General features: G+C 45.5%; 12 protein-coding genes. 3 read left to right on the forward strand and 9 right to left on the reverse strand.

All coding sequences use genetic code 11. The features are described 5' to 3' along the window. Positions 1-13: 13 nt before the first annotated feature. From lptC to K339_RS0117570, 4 genes are all read right to left on the reverse strand, one after another. Positions 14-571 carry an LPS export ABC transporter periplasmic protein LptC gene (gene lptC / locus K339_RS0117555; RefSeq protein ID WP_051398090.1) on the reverse strand — a complete coding sequence of 186 codons (558 nt, stop codon included), beginning with the start codon at positions 569-571 and terminating at the stop codon, positions 14-16. Between the two features lie 272 nt (positions 572-843). Next, positions 844-2,112 carry a BamG family beta-barrel-assembly machinery protein gene (bamG, locus tag K339_RS0117560; RefSeq protein ID WP_051398081.1) on the reverse strand — a complete coding sequence of 423 codons (1,269 nt, stop codon included), beginning with the start codon at positions 2,110-2,112 and terminating at the stop codon, positions 844-846. Continuing rightward, positions 2,105-2,863 carry a type III pantothenate kinase gene (locus K339_RS0117565; RefSeq protein ID WP_028524762.1) on the reverse strand — a complete coding sequence of 253 codons (759 nt, stop codon included), beginning with the start codon at positions 2,861-2,863 and terminating at the stop codon, positions 2,105-2,107. Before K339_RS0117565 ends, bamG begins: the two co-directional genes overlap by 8 nt. 11 nt (positions 2,864-2,874) lie before the next feature. Next, a complete protein-coding gene (locus tag K339_RS0117570; protein ID WP_028524763.1) occupies positions 2,875-5,235 on the reverse strand; it encodes a TonB-dependent receptor in 2,361 nt (786 codons plus the stop codon). Positions 5,236-5,412: 177 nt separating this feature from the next. Here K339_RS0117570 and K339_RS0117580 point away from each other — a divergent pair, with 177 nt between their 5' ends. The 3 genes from K339_RS0117580 to K339_RS0117590 are packed head-to-tail and all read left to right on the forward strand — an operon-like array spanning position 5,413 to position 8,415. Beyond that, entirely contained in the window at positions 5,413-6,060 is a 648-nt protein-coding gene (locus K339_RS0117580; RefSeq protein ID WP_028524764.1) for a hypothetical protein, read from the forward strand. Beyond that, positions 6,047-6,421: a MerR family transcriptional regulator gene (locus K339_RS0117585; protein WP_051398082.1), complete on the forward strand. Its 375-nt coding sequence runs from the start codon at positions 6,047-6,049 to the stop codon at positions 6,419-6,421. Before K339_RS0117580 ends, K339_RS0117585 begins: the two co-directional genes overlap by 14 nt. Positions 6,422-6,426: 5 nt before the next feature. Next, positions 6,427-8,415 carry a hypothetical protein gene (locus K339_RS0117590; protein WP_028524766.1) on the forward strand — a complete coding sequence of 663 codons (1,989 nt, stop codon included), beginning with the start codon at positions 6,427-6,429 and terminating at the stop codon, positions 8,413-8,415. A 1-nt stretch (position 8,416) separates the two neighbouring features. Here the strand turns inward: K339_RS0117590 and K339_RS0117595 are convergent, their stop codons facing one another. The 5 genes from K339_RS0117595 to K339_RS0117615 all read right to left on the reverse strand — a co-directional run bounded on the left by K339_RS0117595 (position 8,417) and on the right by K339_RS0117615 (position 19,234). Then, positions 8,417-11,200 (reverse strand): alpha-amylase family glycosyl hydrolase, encoded by a 2,784-nt coding sequence (locus K339_RS0117595; protein ID WP_028524767.1) that lies wholly within the window; start codon positions 11,198-11,200, stop codon positions 8,417-8,419. A 20-nt stretch (positions 11,201-11,220) separates the two neighbouring features. Then, the gene (locus K339_RS0117600) at positions 11,221-13,056 is read right to left on the reverse strand and encodes a glycoside hydrolase family 13 protein (protein ID WP_028524768.1); all 1,836 of its coding nucleotides are present in this window, start codon (positions 13,054-13,056) and stop codon (positions 11,221-11,223) included. A 103-nt stretch (positions 13,057-13,159) separates the two neighbouring features. Next, positions 13,160-14,470 carry a SusE domain-containing protein gene (locus tag K339_RS0117605; RefSeq protein WP_028524769.1) on the reverse strand — a complete coding sequence of 437 codons (1,311 nt, stop codon included), beginning with the start codon at positions 14,468-14,470 and terminating at the stop codon, positions 13,160-13,162. A 121-nt stretch (positions 14,471-14,591) separates the two neighbouring features. Beyond that, on the reverse strand, positions 14,592-16,187 hold the full coding sequence (locus K339_RS0117610) for a RagB/SusD family nutrient uptake outer membrane protein (protein WP_051398084.1): 1,596 nt from the start codon (positions 16,185-16,187) through the stop codon (positions 14,592-14,594). 17 nt (positions 16,188-16,204) lie between these two features. Continuing rightward, positions 16,205-19,234, reverse strand: a complete 3,030-nt coding sequence (locus tag K339_RS0117615; RefSeq protein WP_229598762.1) for a SusC/RagA family TonB-linked outer membrane protein — start codon at positions 19,232-19,234, stop codon at positions 16,205-16,207. Between the last annotated feature and the right edge of the window lie 62 nt (positions 19,235-19,296).

Below are 19,296 nucleotides of genomic sequence, written 5' to 3' on the forward strand. Positions count from 1 at the left end.
TTTCTCAAATAGATTAATTCGGCGCCATTCCCGCTGGAGCGTTGAAAAAGCCCGTCGGTCGGCGAATACTGTATTGGGTAAAATCCTGATTTGCATCTAACCCAATTCCTTTTAATTGCTCCCCTGATAATTGGTTTTCGACCGTGACAGGTTTTTCGGTATATATCTTTTTGGTATTCGGGTTCCACGTAAGCTCATCGGTTAGCAATCGCTCTTGCTTCACGGTATTGACCACTTTTACGTTTCCGATGACGCGATACATACCCGTTCGGGAATCGTACCTACCCGAGTCCGACACAAGGGTTGTAAGTACTTGGCCGTTTGGTCCGAAAAAGTCCACAAAAATTTGTTTTGGGAAAATTTTATCGTCTAACCCTGACTTGATTTGTTTGGCAGTTTTCACCCGCACTTTCAGCAAACCTTCTTCGCTGTAGAGCACTTCTATTTTTTCTGCTTCTTCGAGGGGACCTTTGTAGGGAATAAATTTGGTTGCTTTTTTTTCTTCTTGGCAAGCCATCCCAAAAGTGAGAAGTAATATAAAACAAATAGGAGATAAAAGTTTATCTCCCATTTGCATCTTTGCAGATGTTGTATTAACCCACCTTAACATCTTGGCGGTAAAATTAGCCTTTTTTGGAAGACTTTCCAAAAGCAATTGTTTTTTTATCAGATTTTTTTTCATTTTTTTTAGCGCAAATTTGTATGCAAGCATACGAATATACTGATAATAAAGCGTTTATGCCTGAAAAAATATTTTCATTTTGTCTCTCATTTTTAATTTTTTTTCAAAACTCGAAACGATAGACGAAAAAAAATGCTCTTCGGAAAGAGCATTGAATGTTGTTAATCGACTTTGAATTTTTGGAACCAGGTATCTTTCAGTGAGAATCCAATCACAAAGCGGGCGTATCGTTCTCGGAAAGCTTGGGAAGAAATACTGCCTCGCTGCCCTCCTACAACCGAAAGGTTAATCAAGTTGACAAAGTTACGCCCTACTGGCAGCGACACCCCCAAGGAAACACTCATGTCGTCAATAGGTTTTGTGCCAATCACCACAGGAGTTTGATTAAAGGTGAAACCTGCACGGTAAAACACCAAATCCATGTATTTCGTTGAATTGAATTTAGGCATGTACTCTATTCCAAAATGATAACTTTGGCCATTTCTCATGTTTTCATTCGTACCTGATGTTCCTACAAAGTTGGCCCAGTTTTGACGCTCATAGTCGGCCGAAACCGTCAAGCGATACAAATACTCGTAGCTGATACCCACCCGCCAAGCAGACGGCATGGTTACTTTCAGGTCTGACTGAGTTATTGTATCGGGATTTGTCACAGGCGAGTTGCTACTACTTTGCACCTCAATCGTGGTATTACGAATGGCCGATGCTGTTGAGCCTAGTTTATAGGTTGCGCCAAAGTTGAGGTAGTGGTCTTTTTTCAATTTTTGTTTCCAAGCCAAACCACCTTTAAAATTCAAATCTTTCATATTAATACGGTCGTCGCGGCTAACGATATAGTCACGGCTATCGCCAATACGCACTTGCGAAGTAACACTCTTGTTGTAGTTTCCAAACAAGTAAAAAGCATCTACCCCCAAACTCAAGTTTTTTGTAATCTGAACCCCGTTAGAGAAGTTGATTTGGTTGAGCCCGCCTTTTCCTGAATAAACGTACTGGGCTTCATAAATAGAAGTACCAATACGCGAATACGAATTTTGTTGATAGTTGATAAAACTATAAGGTTTGAGACTTATACCAACCGACCATTTTGGTGCCACAGGAAATGATAAGGCCAAATAGCTGATGTTTCCGCCAAAATCGCGTTGCGCTTGTCTAGCATCACGGAGTCCTTTATACTGCCCTACTACCCCAACGTCAAACATGGTAAAGCGGTTTGTTACCAAAAGAGCTGGATTGAGCGAATTGATATACAACGGGTTTGCAGTACTCACGCCAGCGTCCCCCATTCCATTGTTTGGAGCATAGCCAGGGCTCATTAACTCACCTGCTCCGATGGCAGAATAAGGAGCATTACCTAACCCTTGCGCTAATACATTTGATTGAATAAATAAAACCCCTACGACCCAACTCCACTGGAAAAGCTTACGCATTTTGTAAATTGATATTATATTGTAAAATTCGATTTAAACCCGTTAAGACTACATTTGGTGCCGCAAAGATGCGATTTTTGAGGCTATTTTCAAACAAAGGTGCATCGCCTCCGCATAAAAGCACCTGACATTCACCTCGTTCGGAACGATAGCGTTCGATAAACCCTTGTATTTCGGCCAAAAGGCCATTAAATGCGCCGCTTTCCATAGCTGTACGGGTGCTTTTACCCACTAAACTTGGTAGCTGAAAGTCGGCTGAATTGATTTCTATCAAAGGCAACCTTTTAGTAAACGCGTTCATGGCCTGAAATCGCATACGAAAGCCTGGAGAAATTATTCCTCCTTCAAAAACTCCCGTTGCACTTACCCAATCATAGGTGACACAAGTACCCATGTCAATGACCAAACAATGGTCGTTGGGAAAAAGCACTTTGGCACCAACCGCCGCCGCCACTCGGTCGGCGCCAAGGGTGTTGGGGGTGTCATAATTCTTTTCGATAGGCAACGCCAACGTGGGGGTCAACTGAAACGAAATTACGCCCAATGCACGCAGTTGGTCGGTGTATTTTGTGGTATCTTGGCTTGTTGATGAAAATATTGCATACGCTGGCGGATTGTCACACAGGTGCTCCCCCAGCGTATCTATGGGGATTTTTGACACCGCTTCCGTCAAATTCTCTCCCTCAAACCACCCAATTTTGGCGAAGGTATTCCCGACATCGACGGCGGCATTGCGTTTGGTCTTAGACATAGTGCTACTTTCTAAAACTCTACACGGTAGTTGATCACAGGCACCATCCCCAACTGGAATTGCTGGACAATCTGACGCTGATAGGTATCGTAGTAGCTGTACGCTTCGTTTTCAGTATTGGTCAAATTCTGAATATCAATTGACCACGTACGGGTGTAGTTAGGTTTATTGCGTTTCCAGAAAATACGAACATCAGGACGGAAATAATCTTTTACTTTAATCGTATAAAGCTCCGATGCTTTGTAAATGGTTCTTCCTGCTAATTTAGAGGCATCTGCGTCAATCGGTGTGTCGCGGTAGCCTCCTAGCCATAACACACGAACGTTCACGCCAAAGGTACGATTGACCCGTTTGTGAAACTCTTTTCCAGCCGCCAAGCTAAACGTATGGTTACCGTTAAAACGCGTATTTCGTTCGATTCCATCTTGACCTTTGTAAGTAGAATTATAGAGCGAAGCCGTGAGTAAGGCATAAAAATCTTTGCTCAAAAACTGCTGATAGGTTGCTTCCACCCCGTAATTACGTCCAGTTCCTTTGTTTTCTAAACCCACATTGGTAAATCCTTCAATGAGATTCAGCGCCGAAAATGAGTTAGTGCCTGCAATTTGGCTGTTGGCTTGGGCAATGGGTACATTGAACAACGACTGATAATAAGCTTCCACTTTCAAAGACGATTGTTTCGGTAACGCCGTCAATTGCTGTTCCCATCCCAACACATAATGGTGCGCTTTGGTAAAGCCCAATTTTTTGTTGGGGAATAAATTCAATTGCGCATCCGAGTTAAAAAGCGACAAATACGTCTGTGGCAGTTGGAGTTGGCTGTGCAAACCATACGACGCCGTGAAGGCCGTCCGCCCCGTAGCGCTGTAGCGGAAAGAAATGCGGGGTTCGAGCGATTGCGTTTGGTTGTATGTGTAATTCAAATAATGCAAGCCCGCTTGGAAAGTAAGTCGCATTGCCAACGTCCCCGACAGAGCAACGTACGGTTCAAGAATCAACCCTTCTAATTTCCCTTTGGATACGCCGCCGTTGCTGATTTGCACCGAATCTTGTTGGTACGTAATAATCACGCCTTCTTTCCACTGAACTTTAGGCGTGATTTTGTGCGTCAGTGACGTTGAAAGCGAATAGCGGGTTTTCCGAAACGCATCTACTTGGGTCAAGGTACGGGCAAAATTAGCTTTGTTCAATTGGTACCCTTCGCGGCGCGTCTCCAGACCCGACACCGCCAAGGTAGTTTTCCAAAGGGTATTTCGGGACAAATTCAGGGAATGAGTAACGCCCATTGCCCCCATTCGATTTTTAAATTCGATGTCGTATCCGTCTTTCTGGAATTTCCACAGGGTAGTATCGCGTTCGGCTTGGAAAACATTACTGCTCGCTCCTGCCATTCCGAAGACGGTAAAGTGTCCCGCTTTTTTGGTGGGAAACGATAGATTGAAGGCTATATCTTGAAAACGAATGTCTTCTCCTCCAAATTTAACCCCCATCATGGCCAACAAACCCGTGAACGAATAGCGGTAGTTGACCAAATAGGAAGATTTGTTTTGGCGTGAAAGCGGCCCTTCGGCGGCAAAATCGACCCCAATCAAACCCACTTGACCCGTAAATTCGTGTTTTTGGTCATTTCCTTTTCGCAAATGTACATCCATCACTCCGCCCAGTACATTGCCATAATCGGCGGGAAAGGCGCCCGTCATAAAATCGGCACGCTCCATGAGTTGCGCACTCAATATATTGGTTCCACCGCCCGTTTGCGTGGGTCGGTCGCTGAATGTTCCCGCGTTGCTGAGGTGGTTAGGATTGACAATTTCGACCCCTTCCAAACGCCATTGCGTACCTGTCGGTGAGTTTCCTCGAATGACCAAGCCGTTGGCTTGATCGTTGGCCGCTGACACTCCAGGAAAAGAAGTAGCCAAACGGGCTGGGTCAAAAAACGTCCCCGCAAAACGCAGAGTTTGTTCAATGGTAATCGTTTGAAGGCTGGTTTGGGACGATGGCCGAGACGACCGTACCACCGTTTCTGAAAGCTGTTGCGTGGTTTCTTTCAACGAAATTGCTACCACTTTTTCTTTTCCAGCTTCCACCAGAATTTCGGGTAAGACCAACGTTTCGTAACCGACTCGGCTTATTTGTAACGCATAACGGCCAATGGGTACTGAAATCAGTCGAAACTGCCCCAATGTATCTGATAATGTGCCTTTTTCAGTCCCAACGAGCTTGACACTTACGCCGCTCAGTCGCTGGTTATTATCAGCATCTACCACTTGGCCTCGGAGGGTTTGGGTAAGGGTATTTTGGGCAAACCCGTTGATAGTCAAACCCAAAGAAAAAGCACAAAGAAAAATAATGGATTTTAAGGTGGAATTCATCGTCTATTTTTTCGCAAAAGTACAGCATCGGTCTTGATTAATGCCATTTTTTTAGTGGCTAACTTCAAAAAATGTGCGGTCGTTGTAATTTCGGTGTATAAAACGCGTTTGGATAGTTTTAACAAAAACGTAAACTTGTTCCGTGAGGAAATGGTTATCGTTTAAACTATTCTATCTATGAGCATTAAAACCACCGAAGCTAAGTTGTATTATGCCCTCTACGATTTTTTTGAATCAGCAGAATTTCATTTGTTGATGGACAAAAAACAGTTTAGGAGAAATACACCTTCGGGGTTTGTCAATGTCATTTTTTCAGTATCGGAATACCAAAAAGACACCGACGCTTGGGTAGAAGTACACGTGGGATGCCGTAATGACCAGATTGAGCAGATTGCCCAACAATTTTTGAATGCAAACCTCATTGATTTTCGGGCCGATGTCAATACCCTCATCATTTCGACGGGTAACTATAACAACGTAAAGTACTTTCGGTATAAAATCCAGAACGATGAAGACCTCAACGATGCCTGTGATTCCATCATGGAATTTATGAATCTCTCAGGATTTAGCTTTTTAAACTCTGTCACTAAACTCAGCGACATCGACCAAATCTTGAACGGTCAGGCGCATAAACCTTCAAAATACCTTTATAATCAGGTTCATCGCTGCTACAAAGGACTGATTGCGGCCAAACTCAACGACAACCCACGGTACGCCCAAATTGCCACCACTTACCAAAATTACCTCACGAAATTTGCCAATGAAACTGAGCTTAGTAATTTTGAGCGATTGGTCACTTATTTGCAATATTATGGCAATAACTAAGGCAAAAAAACTACCCCACAAGGGCGAAAGACCCATTTACCCCGAACCCAAATTAATTTCTGACATCAACGACGTAGCGGCGCGTTATGGGTTTGAAAATACGTCTAAATTGCGTTATTGGGAAACTCAATTCCCCATGTTACGCCCCGAAAAACGCGGGGGTGATCGCATTTATAACCGCGGTGACATCGAACTTTTGGACGAAATCGTGTATTTAGTCGAGTACAAAGGCCATCAATTGGCCGCTGCCCGTCAGTTGATAGAATCGGGCAGAAGTCAGCGGAATAAAATAAATCGGGCCATCGAACAGTTAGAAACAGTAAAGGCGTATTTAGAAAACTTGAAAGAGGTATTAACGTGAAACGTATGGTTAAAATAGGGATTACACTCGCGGCGATTGTAAGCTTAGTGGTTTATTATCAACGGAATAACCTATTTAGTTCTCCCGAACCTGTCATTACGTCCCCCGCTCCGCTCCTGCCCGAAGTGCCGCGTTCGCAAGCTACCATCGTTTATTTTGAGCACGAGCCCGACCCAAAAAGCTACGAAGACCAGCAGCTTCAACTACGGGTAGTTCGGCGAAGTGACCAACGACTCTACCTCGTCGATGATGCCAAGTCCGAACAAGGAAGAATTACCTATTATGCCCTCAACGGTAGTGTCAACGCCACCGACGCCCGACGCCTCAGCGACTTGCCGATTCAGCCTTCTCGTTGGATTCATTTGGTAAAATATACTGCCGAAATCAACAACATCAATTCAGAAGCATGGCTCACGTCAGAAACGAATACCGTGGCGGGACAGACCAAATATTCGTCCGTATCAGAAGTGATGTTTTGGGTACGGGATTCCTTACAAAAATCGACTACTGAACTTGGTTATACCCAACCACTTTGGCCAAACAACGGCTCCGTGGGAGATAGTAAGATTTTCAAACAAACCCCCTCTTTTTCACTCTCTTCTCAAAAAAAATACGGTTCGGAATCTAAACCGCTTGACGAACCCGTGGCTAATTTGCGAAAAGTAGGCTGGAACATCAGCGAAGACCGTTTCAAACTTTTGTACGCGGGCGAAGTACTCGAACTCATGAACCACAGTCGTGCCCAAAACCGCCGAGGTATTACCCGATTTGACGCCCGTCAGCTTGACCAAGCCGCTGACTGGTTGGCCAAACGACTGCCTTCGTCCACTTTTGCCGTCGATTTTGAGCCTGCTAACCCCGCTGCCGACGGTTGGCAATGGGACATGAGCGACCCTTCTTTTCGGAAAACCATGTACGATTTGTCGGATAGAATCTACAAAAAACACGGAAAGCTCTTTTTTTCGTGGATTGGCGATCCGCTGACATTCACATTTCAAGGTAAAAATTTCAAACTTGATGGCTACGCCAATGACAATTGGAGTGCGGATAAGAAAAAAATAGATGATTACTTAGCACTTCACGCACATCCCAAAGACATACAGCAAGTACAGCTTCCTTCGCCCGTGGTGCTTATGACGGGTTTTGGATATACCAGTAGCACTGTCAACACCAACGACGCCACTGACCAACCTGCTCACGTTTGGAAAGCACCCGTCAACTGGTACTTGCGTACCCTCGATATGCTGAATATCAAGTCGATAACGGCTCCTCCAACGGTGAAGTTTATCAACTTTTTTTGGCCGTACGAAGACAAACCTTCCGATGCGCGCCGAAGCCACACCCGACGTTTTAAAGTGGGACGTGGGTCAAAGGGCTACATTCGGCAACTAGACAATCGGGTGATGTACCCCATGAATTTGGTGCGCGATGCGGTTTTTGTTCACTTGTGCAATCCCCGCGTTTTTTATACCAACTACTGGATTTTTGGCCAATCGTACGACCCGTACCAAGCCCTTCGTTATGCCAAAATCAACGGCAATTTGTCTTGTGTTTCGCAAAATACGGGCGGCTATTTTGTTTATGATTACCAAGGCCCCGACCAGCCCGCTTGCCCCACGGTGGCCGAAGATTATATGGGGAAAGATGCCCTCGGCGTAGCTGCGATGGTACAAGCGCACGAGCTTTTTGCGAAGCATCAACTCATTTTGGACGGCAGTCAAGTACGCGAAAGTTATGCTTTTGAATACCAACGTTCTACTCAAAAAACCCAAAAGGCAACTTGGCAAAACGATACGGGCGAATTTGTCCGGGCATTTAAGTTTAACCAACCGTGGTTGCAGGTGTGGCGAAACCCAAAAACGGGCAAACGGTTGCTATTGTTCCAAGACACATTCGCCGAAGCCTTTGAACCAGTACAGTTTACGGTGACTATCAACGGCAAAAAAATACAGCGCACCACCGACGGCAATGCGCTGTACATCGAAGCTTTTTAACCTATTGTTTTACCCAGCGTTGGGTTTGTGATGCTGCTCCTTCCCCTATTTTCAAGAAATAAGTACCCGCTGGCACTTCTTTCACCGAAATGCGCTGCTGCATTCGGTTGGTTGATTTTTGGGGTAAAAAATAGCGCAGCGCCCGTCCTGTCATGTCCACGATTTCCATTCTTACTTCCCCACGGTAGGCACTCTCCCACTCCACATTTAACCAATCTTGGGTAGGATTAGGCGACAATTGCAGTGCTGTCTCTTTTGGCAAAGGCTCCGCCGATGTAATCGTTTGAATTTTCCACGAAACTGTATTTTGCGACGTTACTGCTACTTTTTCAGAAGTCAAAATGTGAAACTGCCCCGCCTGAAACGCGTATTGAGGGTTTGACGAAGTAACGTTTATTTCATCGCCCGAGAAAAAGTCGTACCAACGGCCTACGGGCAATGCTACGACTTGGTCAGTAAGTCCAAGGTTGGCAATGACCTGCACTTTCATCGTCGGCGTATTCAGAATCAATTGTTTAAGCGTTTCTGTCGTTTGCAGCGTAAAATCCGTCGTTTTGGTGACGGCTTGAGTCGTTTTAAAACGAATAAGCTCCGAAAAGACGTTGTAGAGTTGAAGACGTTTATTGTCCCGCAAATACTCCCAACGAATGGGTTTTGCCCCTGTCCGACCGTTTTGGTCAATCGACACGTCATAGCCCAATTCGCCAAATTGCCAAATCAGTTTTGGGCCTGGCGTTAGGAAAAACAACGCTGCGGCCGCCTTTATGCGTTCGATGACTGTGGCTACACTTTTCACCTCAGCACTGCCGTTGGTGATGGCGTCATATACAATTCGCTCTTCGTCGTGGCTTTCCATGTAACCGATAGCCGCTGGTTTTTGAAAACCCGCGTGATTTTTCCACGACAATCGATTAAAATTTCCTTTCCCCGTTTTTACTGCCTCGCGTACGGCCCCGTTTTGATTGTCCCACACCATCATTCCATAATTGGTCAACTCAGCCTCTTCGTTATCGTCGGCAAAATGTTCCAAAATTACGTAGGCAGTGGGGTCAGTTTTGCGGATTTGGTCATAAATTCGTTTCCAAATCGCTATTCGACTGGCATCATATCGCCCCCAAAAAGCCACGTCATTTCCCGAATTAACCTGCGTAAATCCTTTGGACAAGTCAAAACGATAGCCATCAAAGCGGTATTCTTTCAACCAAAACTCATTGACCCGCTCCACGTACGATTTGGTTGCGGCTGATTCGTGGTTAAAATCAAAAAATACGCTAAACGGGTGCGTAGCCTGAATGTTGAACATGGGATTATCGGCCGACGGTCGGTTGCCATCCCAGTACATTTTTACGTACGGAAACTCATAATCAGCTTGATTGAGCACCATATCCAAAATCACCGCAATGCCGTTGGCATGGCACTTGTCGATAAACGCCTTCAAATCATCGGGCGTACCGTATGCCTTGTCAGGTGCCGCGTGGAAGATGGGATTGTAGCCCCACGAATCGTTGCCCGAAAACTCCATAACGGGCATTAATTCAATGGCATTAACGCCCAATTTTTTAAGGTAATTAAGCGAATCACCGACGGTTTTGTACCAACGACTATCCACAAAATCGCGCACGAGTAGCTCATAAATCACCAAATCTTCGTTGGCAGGGCGTTTAAAATTGGTGGTTTTCCAAACGTAAGGTACTTGAGCCGTTTGGAGTACCGACGCGCTATTACCCAATGCTTTCGCAGGGAAAGCCATCAAATTTGGATAGTTCGTGGCTGGAATAAATTTATCGTTGGCCGCATCCAAAACTTTCTCGCTATACGGATCGCTGATGGGCGTTACGCCATCCACCAAATACTGAAACGCATATTCTTTTTGAGGTATTAAGTCCTTGATTTCTAACCAATACGTTTGCCCGTCGGGCGTTCGATTCATCAAATAATCGGTACGCGTTTCCCAATTATTAAAATCACCCGTAACGTAAATAAACTTCTTGTTGGGGGCAAATAGCACCAGTGTCGCCGTCGTCGCCGAAGTGTAATTGATACCGTTTCGCAACCCCGAAGGTAGTGCTGCCACTTTTGGGGTAGGACTCACCGTAAACGAAAACTCATCCATGACTTCTTGGTTATTAGCACTTGCCGTGACTTTCACTGTCCGACGCTGATTGGGCGTATTCCCCACCGAAATCGAAGTCGAAATGGCCGTATCTTTAGCTGACGCGACAGCCACTCCATCAAGTGTCAGTGTGAGCTGTGAACTCGTAGAAGCACTTGCCCGAACGCGCAACGAAGCATTGGCATCGACAAAAAGGGTTTTCTCGGTCGGAGTCGAAAATCGTACAAACAACTGATTTGAAGCATAAAAGTTGAACAAAAAGTCTTCGGTTTGACCTGAGCCGTTGGCGTTTTTTACCAATACCCCCATCCACCGAAGCGTTTTTCCCGCAGGAACGCTCAGGTATTTTGAAGGCGTAATTTTAATCGTCCAAACGTTATCACTTACCCGCGTCAACAGTCCAGGCGCGTAGGCTTGTGAAAAACTGCTTTGCCCCGCAGGGCCAAATTCGGACGTGCGATTTGACACATCCGAGCCGCCCCAGGCCCAAATATACAACCCCGAGGCTTGATTCATCAAGGCGGCTTTGCGGCTATCTTTCGCTTGCGTCAAATCAAAGGTCAACGTTACTTCGCCATCAGCGGTCGGAAATTCTGGTTTCAAGACCAAAGCTTGTCCCCAGCTCCACTGACTCAGCAACAATCCAAGAAAAATAGAAATGAGTTTTTTCATGTGTCGGATATTTTCTGACTTTATTTTATTTCAAATACCAAAGCCGACGTCCCATTAACAGTAATGCCATTTGCCAGTGCCCCAGTCTCTCCTGTCAGTACATTTTTGGCCGTCGAAGCCCCTTTTAGTAGTTCTAAGTATTTGCCCAAATCAAGTTTCAAGGGTTCTTTATTTTTGTTCATCACCACCATTACTTTTTGGGCATCGTTATACCTAAAATACACATACAGGCCATCGCGGGCGGTGAAGTGTTTCAATTTCCCCGTTTGAACAGCCGCGTTGGTTTTACGCCATTGCAGCATTTTTGTCATAAATTGCTTTGCCTCCAACTGCTGAGGCCTCAAGCCTTTTTCCGTAAATGCACTCACGGTATGGTCAGCCCATCCACCTGGCATTTCTCCCCGAATTTCGTCGTGCGAATCACTTTTCGGATTGGTCATCAGCACTTCTGTTCCGTAATATATTTGTGGTGTGCCCCTCGTCGTCAGCAAAAACGAAATTCCCATTTTCCAAAGGGCAAAATTTTCGTGGATTTGGGTGTAAAAACGGCTCATGTCGTGGTTATCTGGCATAATAACCAAATCATTTGGCGCCGCGTATAAAAAATCCTGCGACAGCGTTTGGTATATTTTCACCAAACCACGGTTGTAAATTCGATCGTCTTCATTCAAAGCTTCAGTCAAGGCATTTTGCAGCGGGAAATCAAACATACTTGACATTTCTGACACGTATCCATTGGTATTTTTATTGCCTTTTTGCCAAAATGCTACAATCGAAGGATTGACCGACCACTCCTCCCCGACCATGCTAAAACGGGGGTACTCACGCATGATGCGTTGTGACCAGCGACTCATAAAGTCTTTATCAGAATAAGGATACGTATCGACCCGAATTCCGTGCAAATCGGCGTACTCAATCCACCAGATTGTATTTTGAATCAAATAATTGGCCATCAACGGATTACGCTGATTCAAATCGGGCATACTTGGAACAAACCAACCGCTGGCGTGTAGTTCTTTGTCGTATTCGCTCGCGTGTGGATCTTGAATACTTTCGCGGGCGTGGTGGGTTATTTTAGGATTTCTCTGAAAATTCACCCAGTCGTCTGTTGGCAAATCTTTCATCCACCAATGTTCTGAACCACAGTGATTAGGAACCAAATCAATCACCAACTTTATACCTCTTTTTTGGGCTTCTTTCGATAACTTTCGGTACTCTTCATTGCTCCCAAAACGAGCATCGATTTTGTACAAATCAGTCATGGCATAGCCGTGGTACGACCCCATATTTTGATTATTTTCTTGAAGCGGGCAAATCCAAAGCGCCGAAAAACCTAATTGTTGAATATAGTCCAAATGTTCAATAATTCCCTGAATATCACCTCCGTGCCGTTTGTCTTTGCCAGTTCTATCCAACAAATCTACCATTCCAGCCACGTTATCATTGGCGGGATTCGCATTGGCAAAACGGTCTGGAGTTACCAAATACATGGCATCGGCCGAGGTAAACCCTTGACGATTAGCCGAATTGGGTTCTCTATTTTTTAATTCGTACGAATAGGTCGCCACCGTTTTGCCGTCTTTTTTGAACGTGATTGGAAAGCTTCCTGCTTTGGTAGTGGCTGCAATGGTTAAATCCAAAAAGAGATAATTGGGGCTTTTCACACGCGTCACTTTGGTCAATTTGACCCCTGCATACGTCACTTGAGGCTCGGTGGCTCCAATGTCATTTTGGTGGATGAGCAATTGCAAACGCGGTTCTTTCATCCCTACCCACCAAAAAGCAGGCTCAACGCGTTGGGCATAAAGCGGCAATACCGCTGCGATAAAGAACAAAAACAAGCTACATTTTTTCATGATGGTTGTACAGGAGTTATGTATTAGAAAAAAGCACCGACAAAAATTCATCGGTGCTTTGCAGTTCAACCTATTAGTTTTCAGTTTGTTACTTATGCAATTGTTATTTCTTTGTCAATTTATACGTTGGCTTTGCCGCCACCGTAAAGTCGAGGACAATGTCGTACGTTCCTGCTTTTACGGCAATGTTTGCACCACCAGGTTCCATCACACCGTCGGCTTTGTCATCACCGTAGTTGACTCCCCAATCATCGTTTTGGCGGAATTTGATTTCTCCGTCCACCAATTTAATGCCGCTCAATGTCCAAATTCCCTCATTACCAAAATCAGGCGTAAATTTCGCATCAGGGCCATTCCAGCCATTTGGTGCGCCACTTCCCACAATCCCCCATACTTTGAAAGGAACAATCGTGTATTTCAGTGACTTGAAATCAACCGTAATCAAATACAAACCTGCCTTTACCACGATGTTATCACCACCTGCTTCGAGCGTACCATCCGCTCCCTTGTCGCCGTAGTTGACGGCCCAATCTTCGTTCTGACGAATTTTGATTTCACCGTCTTTCAACGTCACAATGGCACGCCACTGATCGGTGGCGGGGTCATAGAAAAACGGTGCATCAGGTGCGTTCCAGCCACTTGGGGCTGCACTACCTACAACTCCCCAAGAGAATTTATCAATGGTATATTTTAGAGCACTTGCATCAAACGTAATTTTATAATTACCTTGTTTGACTACGATGTTGGCACCACCTGCTTCGAGTGTACCATCAGCGCCATTATCACCCATATTAACATCCCATTTGTTGTCTTGGCGGAATTTAATTTCACCGTCCACCAACGCTACGTACGCTACATACACATTGGCTTTATCCGATTTGTAGAAGGTCATATCAGGGCCATTCCAGCCGTTTACCGTCGCACTTCCCACAATTCCCCAATTGGTAGAAAGGTCAAGTTTGTCCAAATATGGCGTTGCTTTTACGGACATCACCGTCGAAGCCAGCGTGGTACTTCCACCCAAAAACGACTGAACTTTGATGTCGATGTCGCCAGCGGTTGCGGCTTTTAAGCCGAGTTTCAACAAAATCGGGTTCAATTCAGACGCTTTGAACGTCTTTTTCAACTCCGTTCCCGTCACAATCGACGCTGCATTGGAGAAATCACCTCCTTTTTTGTCAATCAAAATGGTATAGTTGGCAGGCGCATCAAAACCATAATCAGGTTTTGCCCATGATACCGTCAACGCCTCTTTGTCCGCATTTTCTTTTGTCAATACGACAGTCTGTGAAGAAACTGCGACCACAGGAACTGCCCCCGAATTGAGGACGGCCTTTATTTCGTCTTTTTCGCATGAGGCCAGCATCGTCGTTGCAACGACCGCGAATAAGCATTTATGAAACCACTTTTTCATTTGTTTTTCTAAATTTTTTATTGACTAATGTCCATGAAATGTCTTGCGCTTTTTCTGGTTGTGAGCAACCAAAAACACTTGGTACTTTCCTCAGGTTGTGAGCAACCTGAGACACTGTGGGTTAGTATCCAGTGTTTTGAACCAAGTTTGGATTCGCCGTTAGGTCAGTAGAAGGGAGTGGGAAAATTTTCAAGTAATCTTGAACCCCCGCACCATCTTTAACACCACCTTTCCAAGCCCACAAATAGGACGCTCCCGTAAATTTACCATAGCGAATCAAGTCAGTACGACGGCTTCCTTCCCACGACAACTCGCGAGCACGTTCGGCCAACACAAAATCAGGCGTCAACTCAGACGAAGTGATGTTTCCAGCGGCACTGCCATAGGCACGCACGCGGATTTTATTGACATAATCCAACGCCAATGCTTTGTCGCCAGCGCCACGGGCGGCAGCTTCAGCATAAATCAAGTACGCATCAGCCAAACGGAACATCGGGAAATCGGTATCAGGATGCGTGAGGTTACTTCCTACTTTACCCGCCGAGGTCACGTTTTTAAACTTAGGCATGGCATATCCATCCGTAAACGTGCTCAATTCGTTGATTTCCAATTTTTGGCCATCCGTATAAAACATTGCGCGTTTGTCGGTTTTGCCCGTTGGGTCAGCAAAAAGTTTCACAAACGACGGAGTCACACGGACACCACCCCAACCACCGTCGATTCCGTAAGCAGAAGCAGGCATCGAACCACCTACTGGCGCATGACACAAGAAGGTCATTCCTCCCCAGGTTTGGCTACGCGTTCCGTCGGCCGCAAGCGCCCAAATAACTTCTGTTGAAGTGTTATTGTCTGCTTTGAACAAGTCTTCGTATTTGGTTTGCAAAGAATACCCCGCGTCAATCACTTTTTTGGCGTAGGTAGCCGCGTCTGCGTAGCGATTCCCTTGACCTTGGGCTTCGGCATTGAGGTACAATTTCGCCAACAACATCCACGCTGCCGCTTTATCGGCGCGGGCATATTCGTTTTTACGAGCATCAACTAACTCTCCATCAATCGCTTTCAATTCTGATTCGATGTATTCAAACAAGCTTTTTGCATTCGTTTGTTTGGGCGGAGCAGAACCTACAGCGTCATTCTCGGTTACAAAAGGCACATTTCCTCCGAACAAATCCAACGCGTGCCAGTAGCTCAATGCCCGTAAGAAACGCGCCTCCGCCCTAAGGGCTTTTGTTTCGGTCAAAATAGTCCCCGAAACACCTCTTTCGTTTAATTTGGCATCGCTGGTCTCGCGAATAAATTCATTGCAAGAAGCGATTTGGTAAAAAACACGGTTGTAAAAACCGCGAATGAATGCGTTATTCGACGACCACTTCATGTAATTAATTTCGGGCAAACCTGCGTCACTCCACGCAATCACGGCCTCATCAGTCGGCAAGACTTGTAAGTACCAATAATTACGCAGATAGCTCGAAAACCCTTCGTCCATCCCTTTGATGTCCTTCGTGCGGTCGTCGCCCGCAGGGCCTTGCTGCCCCGTTAGCATCATTCCTGCGTACAATTTGGCCGCTACTTGCTTGTAGGCCGCAGGGTCGTTATAAACCGTTGCTGAAGTAACTTCATTGAACGGCTGACGGTCTAGGTCTTTGATACAAGAGGACATTGACAACGTGAGTACGAGTCCTCCCAATACTGTATTTTTAGAAATGAAATGTTTCATTTTTTTTCAAGTTTCGATTAGAATCCGATGTTTAAGCCAAGGGTAAACGTACGTGGAATGGGATAAATGTTATTATCAATTCCTCCGCTCACTTCAGGGTTGAGTCCCGTGTATTTTGTAATTACAAAGACGTTCTGAACCGTTGCTGAAAGGCGTGCTGTCGATTTCCCACCAAATATTTTCCCTAAATCATAGCCTGCAAATGCGTTGTCCATGCGAACAAATGAACCATTTTGCATGTAATAGTCGGAGAAATACTGAGGCGTCGCAAACAAAGTAGTAAGGACGTTTGGCACCACGTTACCCAGTGAATTATTAGCACCTTGGAAGGCTTGCAGCACGCCATTCGTTGAAAGAATATTGTTATAGACGTAGTTGCCAAAATTGCCACGGAGGACAAAACCTGCGCTCAATTTTTTGTACGTCGCTTGGGCATTGAAGCCAATAAATACGCGCGGAGCGGGAGATTTGTAGTGATAATAGTCGTCCACCGTGATTTTTCCATCGCCGTTGCGGTCCACATACACGCCTTCTACAGGTTTGCCTGAAGCGTCATAAACTTGTTGGGCTACAAAAAACGAAGAAGCAGGATAACCAACCGAGTGGATTTGAATGGTACTTCCTACCCCACCTGAAATTCCACCCACCAATACACCTTTATAATTGGGGTCATTGGCCGATGTTAATTTGGTGATTTTGTTTTCGTTGTAAGTCGCGTTGAAGCCTAAATCAAGCGTAAAATCTTCGCGACTGATGGTGTTATGGTTCAACAACAACTCTAAACCTTTGTTTTCGATAGAACCAACGTTCGATAGGATTTCGTTGGTCAGGTTGGTACCTGCTGCCACTGGAACGACGTTCAACAAGTCAGACGTATTTTTCATGTAGTAGTCGATGCTACCCGACAAACGTGCTTTTTTGAAGGCAAAGTCTAAACCAACGTTTTGCGTAACCGTTTGCTCCCATTTGATGTTCGCATTGTATCCTTCGGCACGGAGTGTGTTGTAGTAAGTTGTTCCCAAAAGCTGTTGAGCAGTGGCCGTACTTGGCGTATAACGTGCCAAATAAGCGAAGTTTTGACCTACATCTTGCTGACCTGTTACCCCGTATCCGACGCGCAATTTCAAGTCTGAAATCACACTAGAACTTTTCAAGAAATCCATTTCGCTGATTTTCCAAGCAAAAGCCGCCGACGGAAACGTTCCCCAACGGTTTTCTTTGGCAAAGCGAGAAGAACCGTCGCGACGAAGCGTAAATGTCAATAAATAACGGTCTTGCACGTTCAAATTGGCCCGACCAAAAAACGACACCAAGGTGTTTTGCGTCTTGTACGGACTGTCGTTGAGGGTTTTGGTTTCGGCTTCGTCCTTGGTTATGGTCGTGGTCGAATTCATGAAATCTTGGTACGAATAGCCCGCCATCAGGTCGATACGGGTGTCTTTTGTCAAGTCTTTGACGTAGTTGAGGTAGAAATCCAACAACTTGTTGGTGCGGTCTTGGGTATAAACCGTCTTTTCTCCACCGTTACTAAAGTTAGAAGCTGCCAAGGCAGGAATAACCTTCTTGCCATCGCTTCTCGACACGTCATAACCGACGTTCAGGTTAGCATGTAGTTCAGGAAGGAAATGGAATTTATAATCAAACTGCGCATTTCCGATGCTACGGTTTACCGTTGCACGGTCGTCGGTCAAATTCAACAAACCCAATGGATTGCGTGTGGCAATTGTATTAGGTTTTCCATCGGCATTTACCCACTCATAATAACCGCCGTACGCTTCCGTTCCAGAATACACGGGTTGGGTTGGGTCGAAAGAGGCCGCTGCCCCGATAGCCCCTTGGTTGGCAAACTTATTTTTAATCGAAGCCGCTTTGACGTTGATGTCAATTTTAAGGTGGTTATCCAACAGCATTGGCGTCAATCCTACCGAGGCTGAAGTACGACCCATGTTGGAGGTTTTCAAAATACCGCTTTGGTTGGTGTAACCTACCGATACACGATACGGCGTATTTTTGAACGCACCTGTGATACTCAAATTATTGTCCGTACTTACTGCTGCACGATAGATTTCATTTTGCCAATCGGTATTTGCTTTACCTAACAACGATTTTTGCGTTGCCGTACCGTATTTATTGACCAACGCGCGAAAATCATCGCCCGAAAGTACGTCCACCAAACCTGTTTTAAGACCAACTGACGCTTGCGTACTCAAGTTTACGCGCATCACATCGCCTTTTTTCCCTTTTTTGGTCGTAATCATAATAACCCCGTTAGAAGCTCGTGAACCATAGATAGCGGTTGCCGAAGCATCTTTAAGGATATTAAATGATTCAATGTCGTTGGGGTTAATCAAGCTCAAAGGGTTTGCGGCACCGTTGATGATGGTATTATCCAAAGGCACGCCGTCGATGACAATGAGTGGGTCATTGCTGGCATTCAACGAAGCCCCACCACGAATACGAATCGTACTTCCCGCGCCTGGCGCACCGCCGTTGGGCGTAATTTGCACTCCAGCTACTTTACCCGCTACGAGTTGGTCGGGCGTGGCAATGTTCCCTTTATTAAAGTCAGCCGTAGTGATGGACGCGATAGAACCCGTCAAATCTTTTTTACGTTGCGTACCGTAACCAATCACGACTACTTCGGCGAGTTGCTTGTTATCGTTTTGCAACGTCACCGAAAGCTGCGTGCGGTTGTTGATAGCAACCTCCTGCGAAGTCATACCCACAAAACTAAACACCAACGTTGCGCTGCTTGGTGCCGCAATTTTAAAGTTACCATCGGCATCGGTTTGCGTTCCGCGCGTGGTTCCTTTCACCAACACGCTCACGCCTGGCAGCACCGAACCGTTGGACTCTTGAACTTTGCCTGACACAGTAATATCCTGCGCCATGGTCGTTATGGACACACAAGCCCACAGCAACATCATCAAATTTAGACGAACATTCGTTCGGCCAAAAACCTTGTACATCGAAATCATCATAGGGGTTTGATGTAAATTAAATTGGATAATTGGAAAGATTGAAATGGAGTGAACACGGCGTTTCATCAATTTCTTCTTGCAAAAGTACCATACTTATCTCCCCCTGTCGTCCCACTTTTTAAAATGGA

Origin of the sequence: Runella limosa DSM 17973 (assembly GCF_000482465.1) — a bacterium.
Taxonomy (GTDB): Bacteria; Bacteroidota; Bacteroidia; order Cytophagales; family Spirosomataceae; genus Runella; species Runella limosa.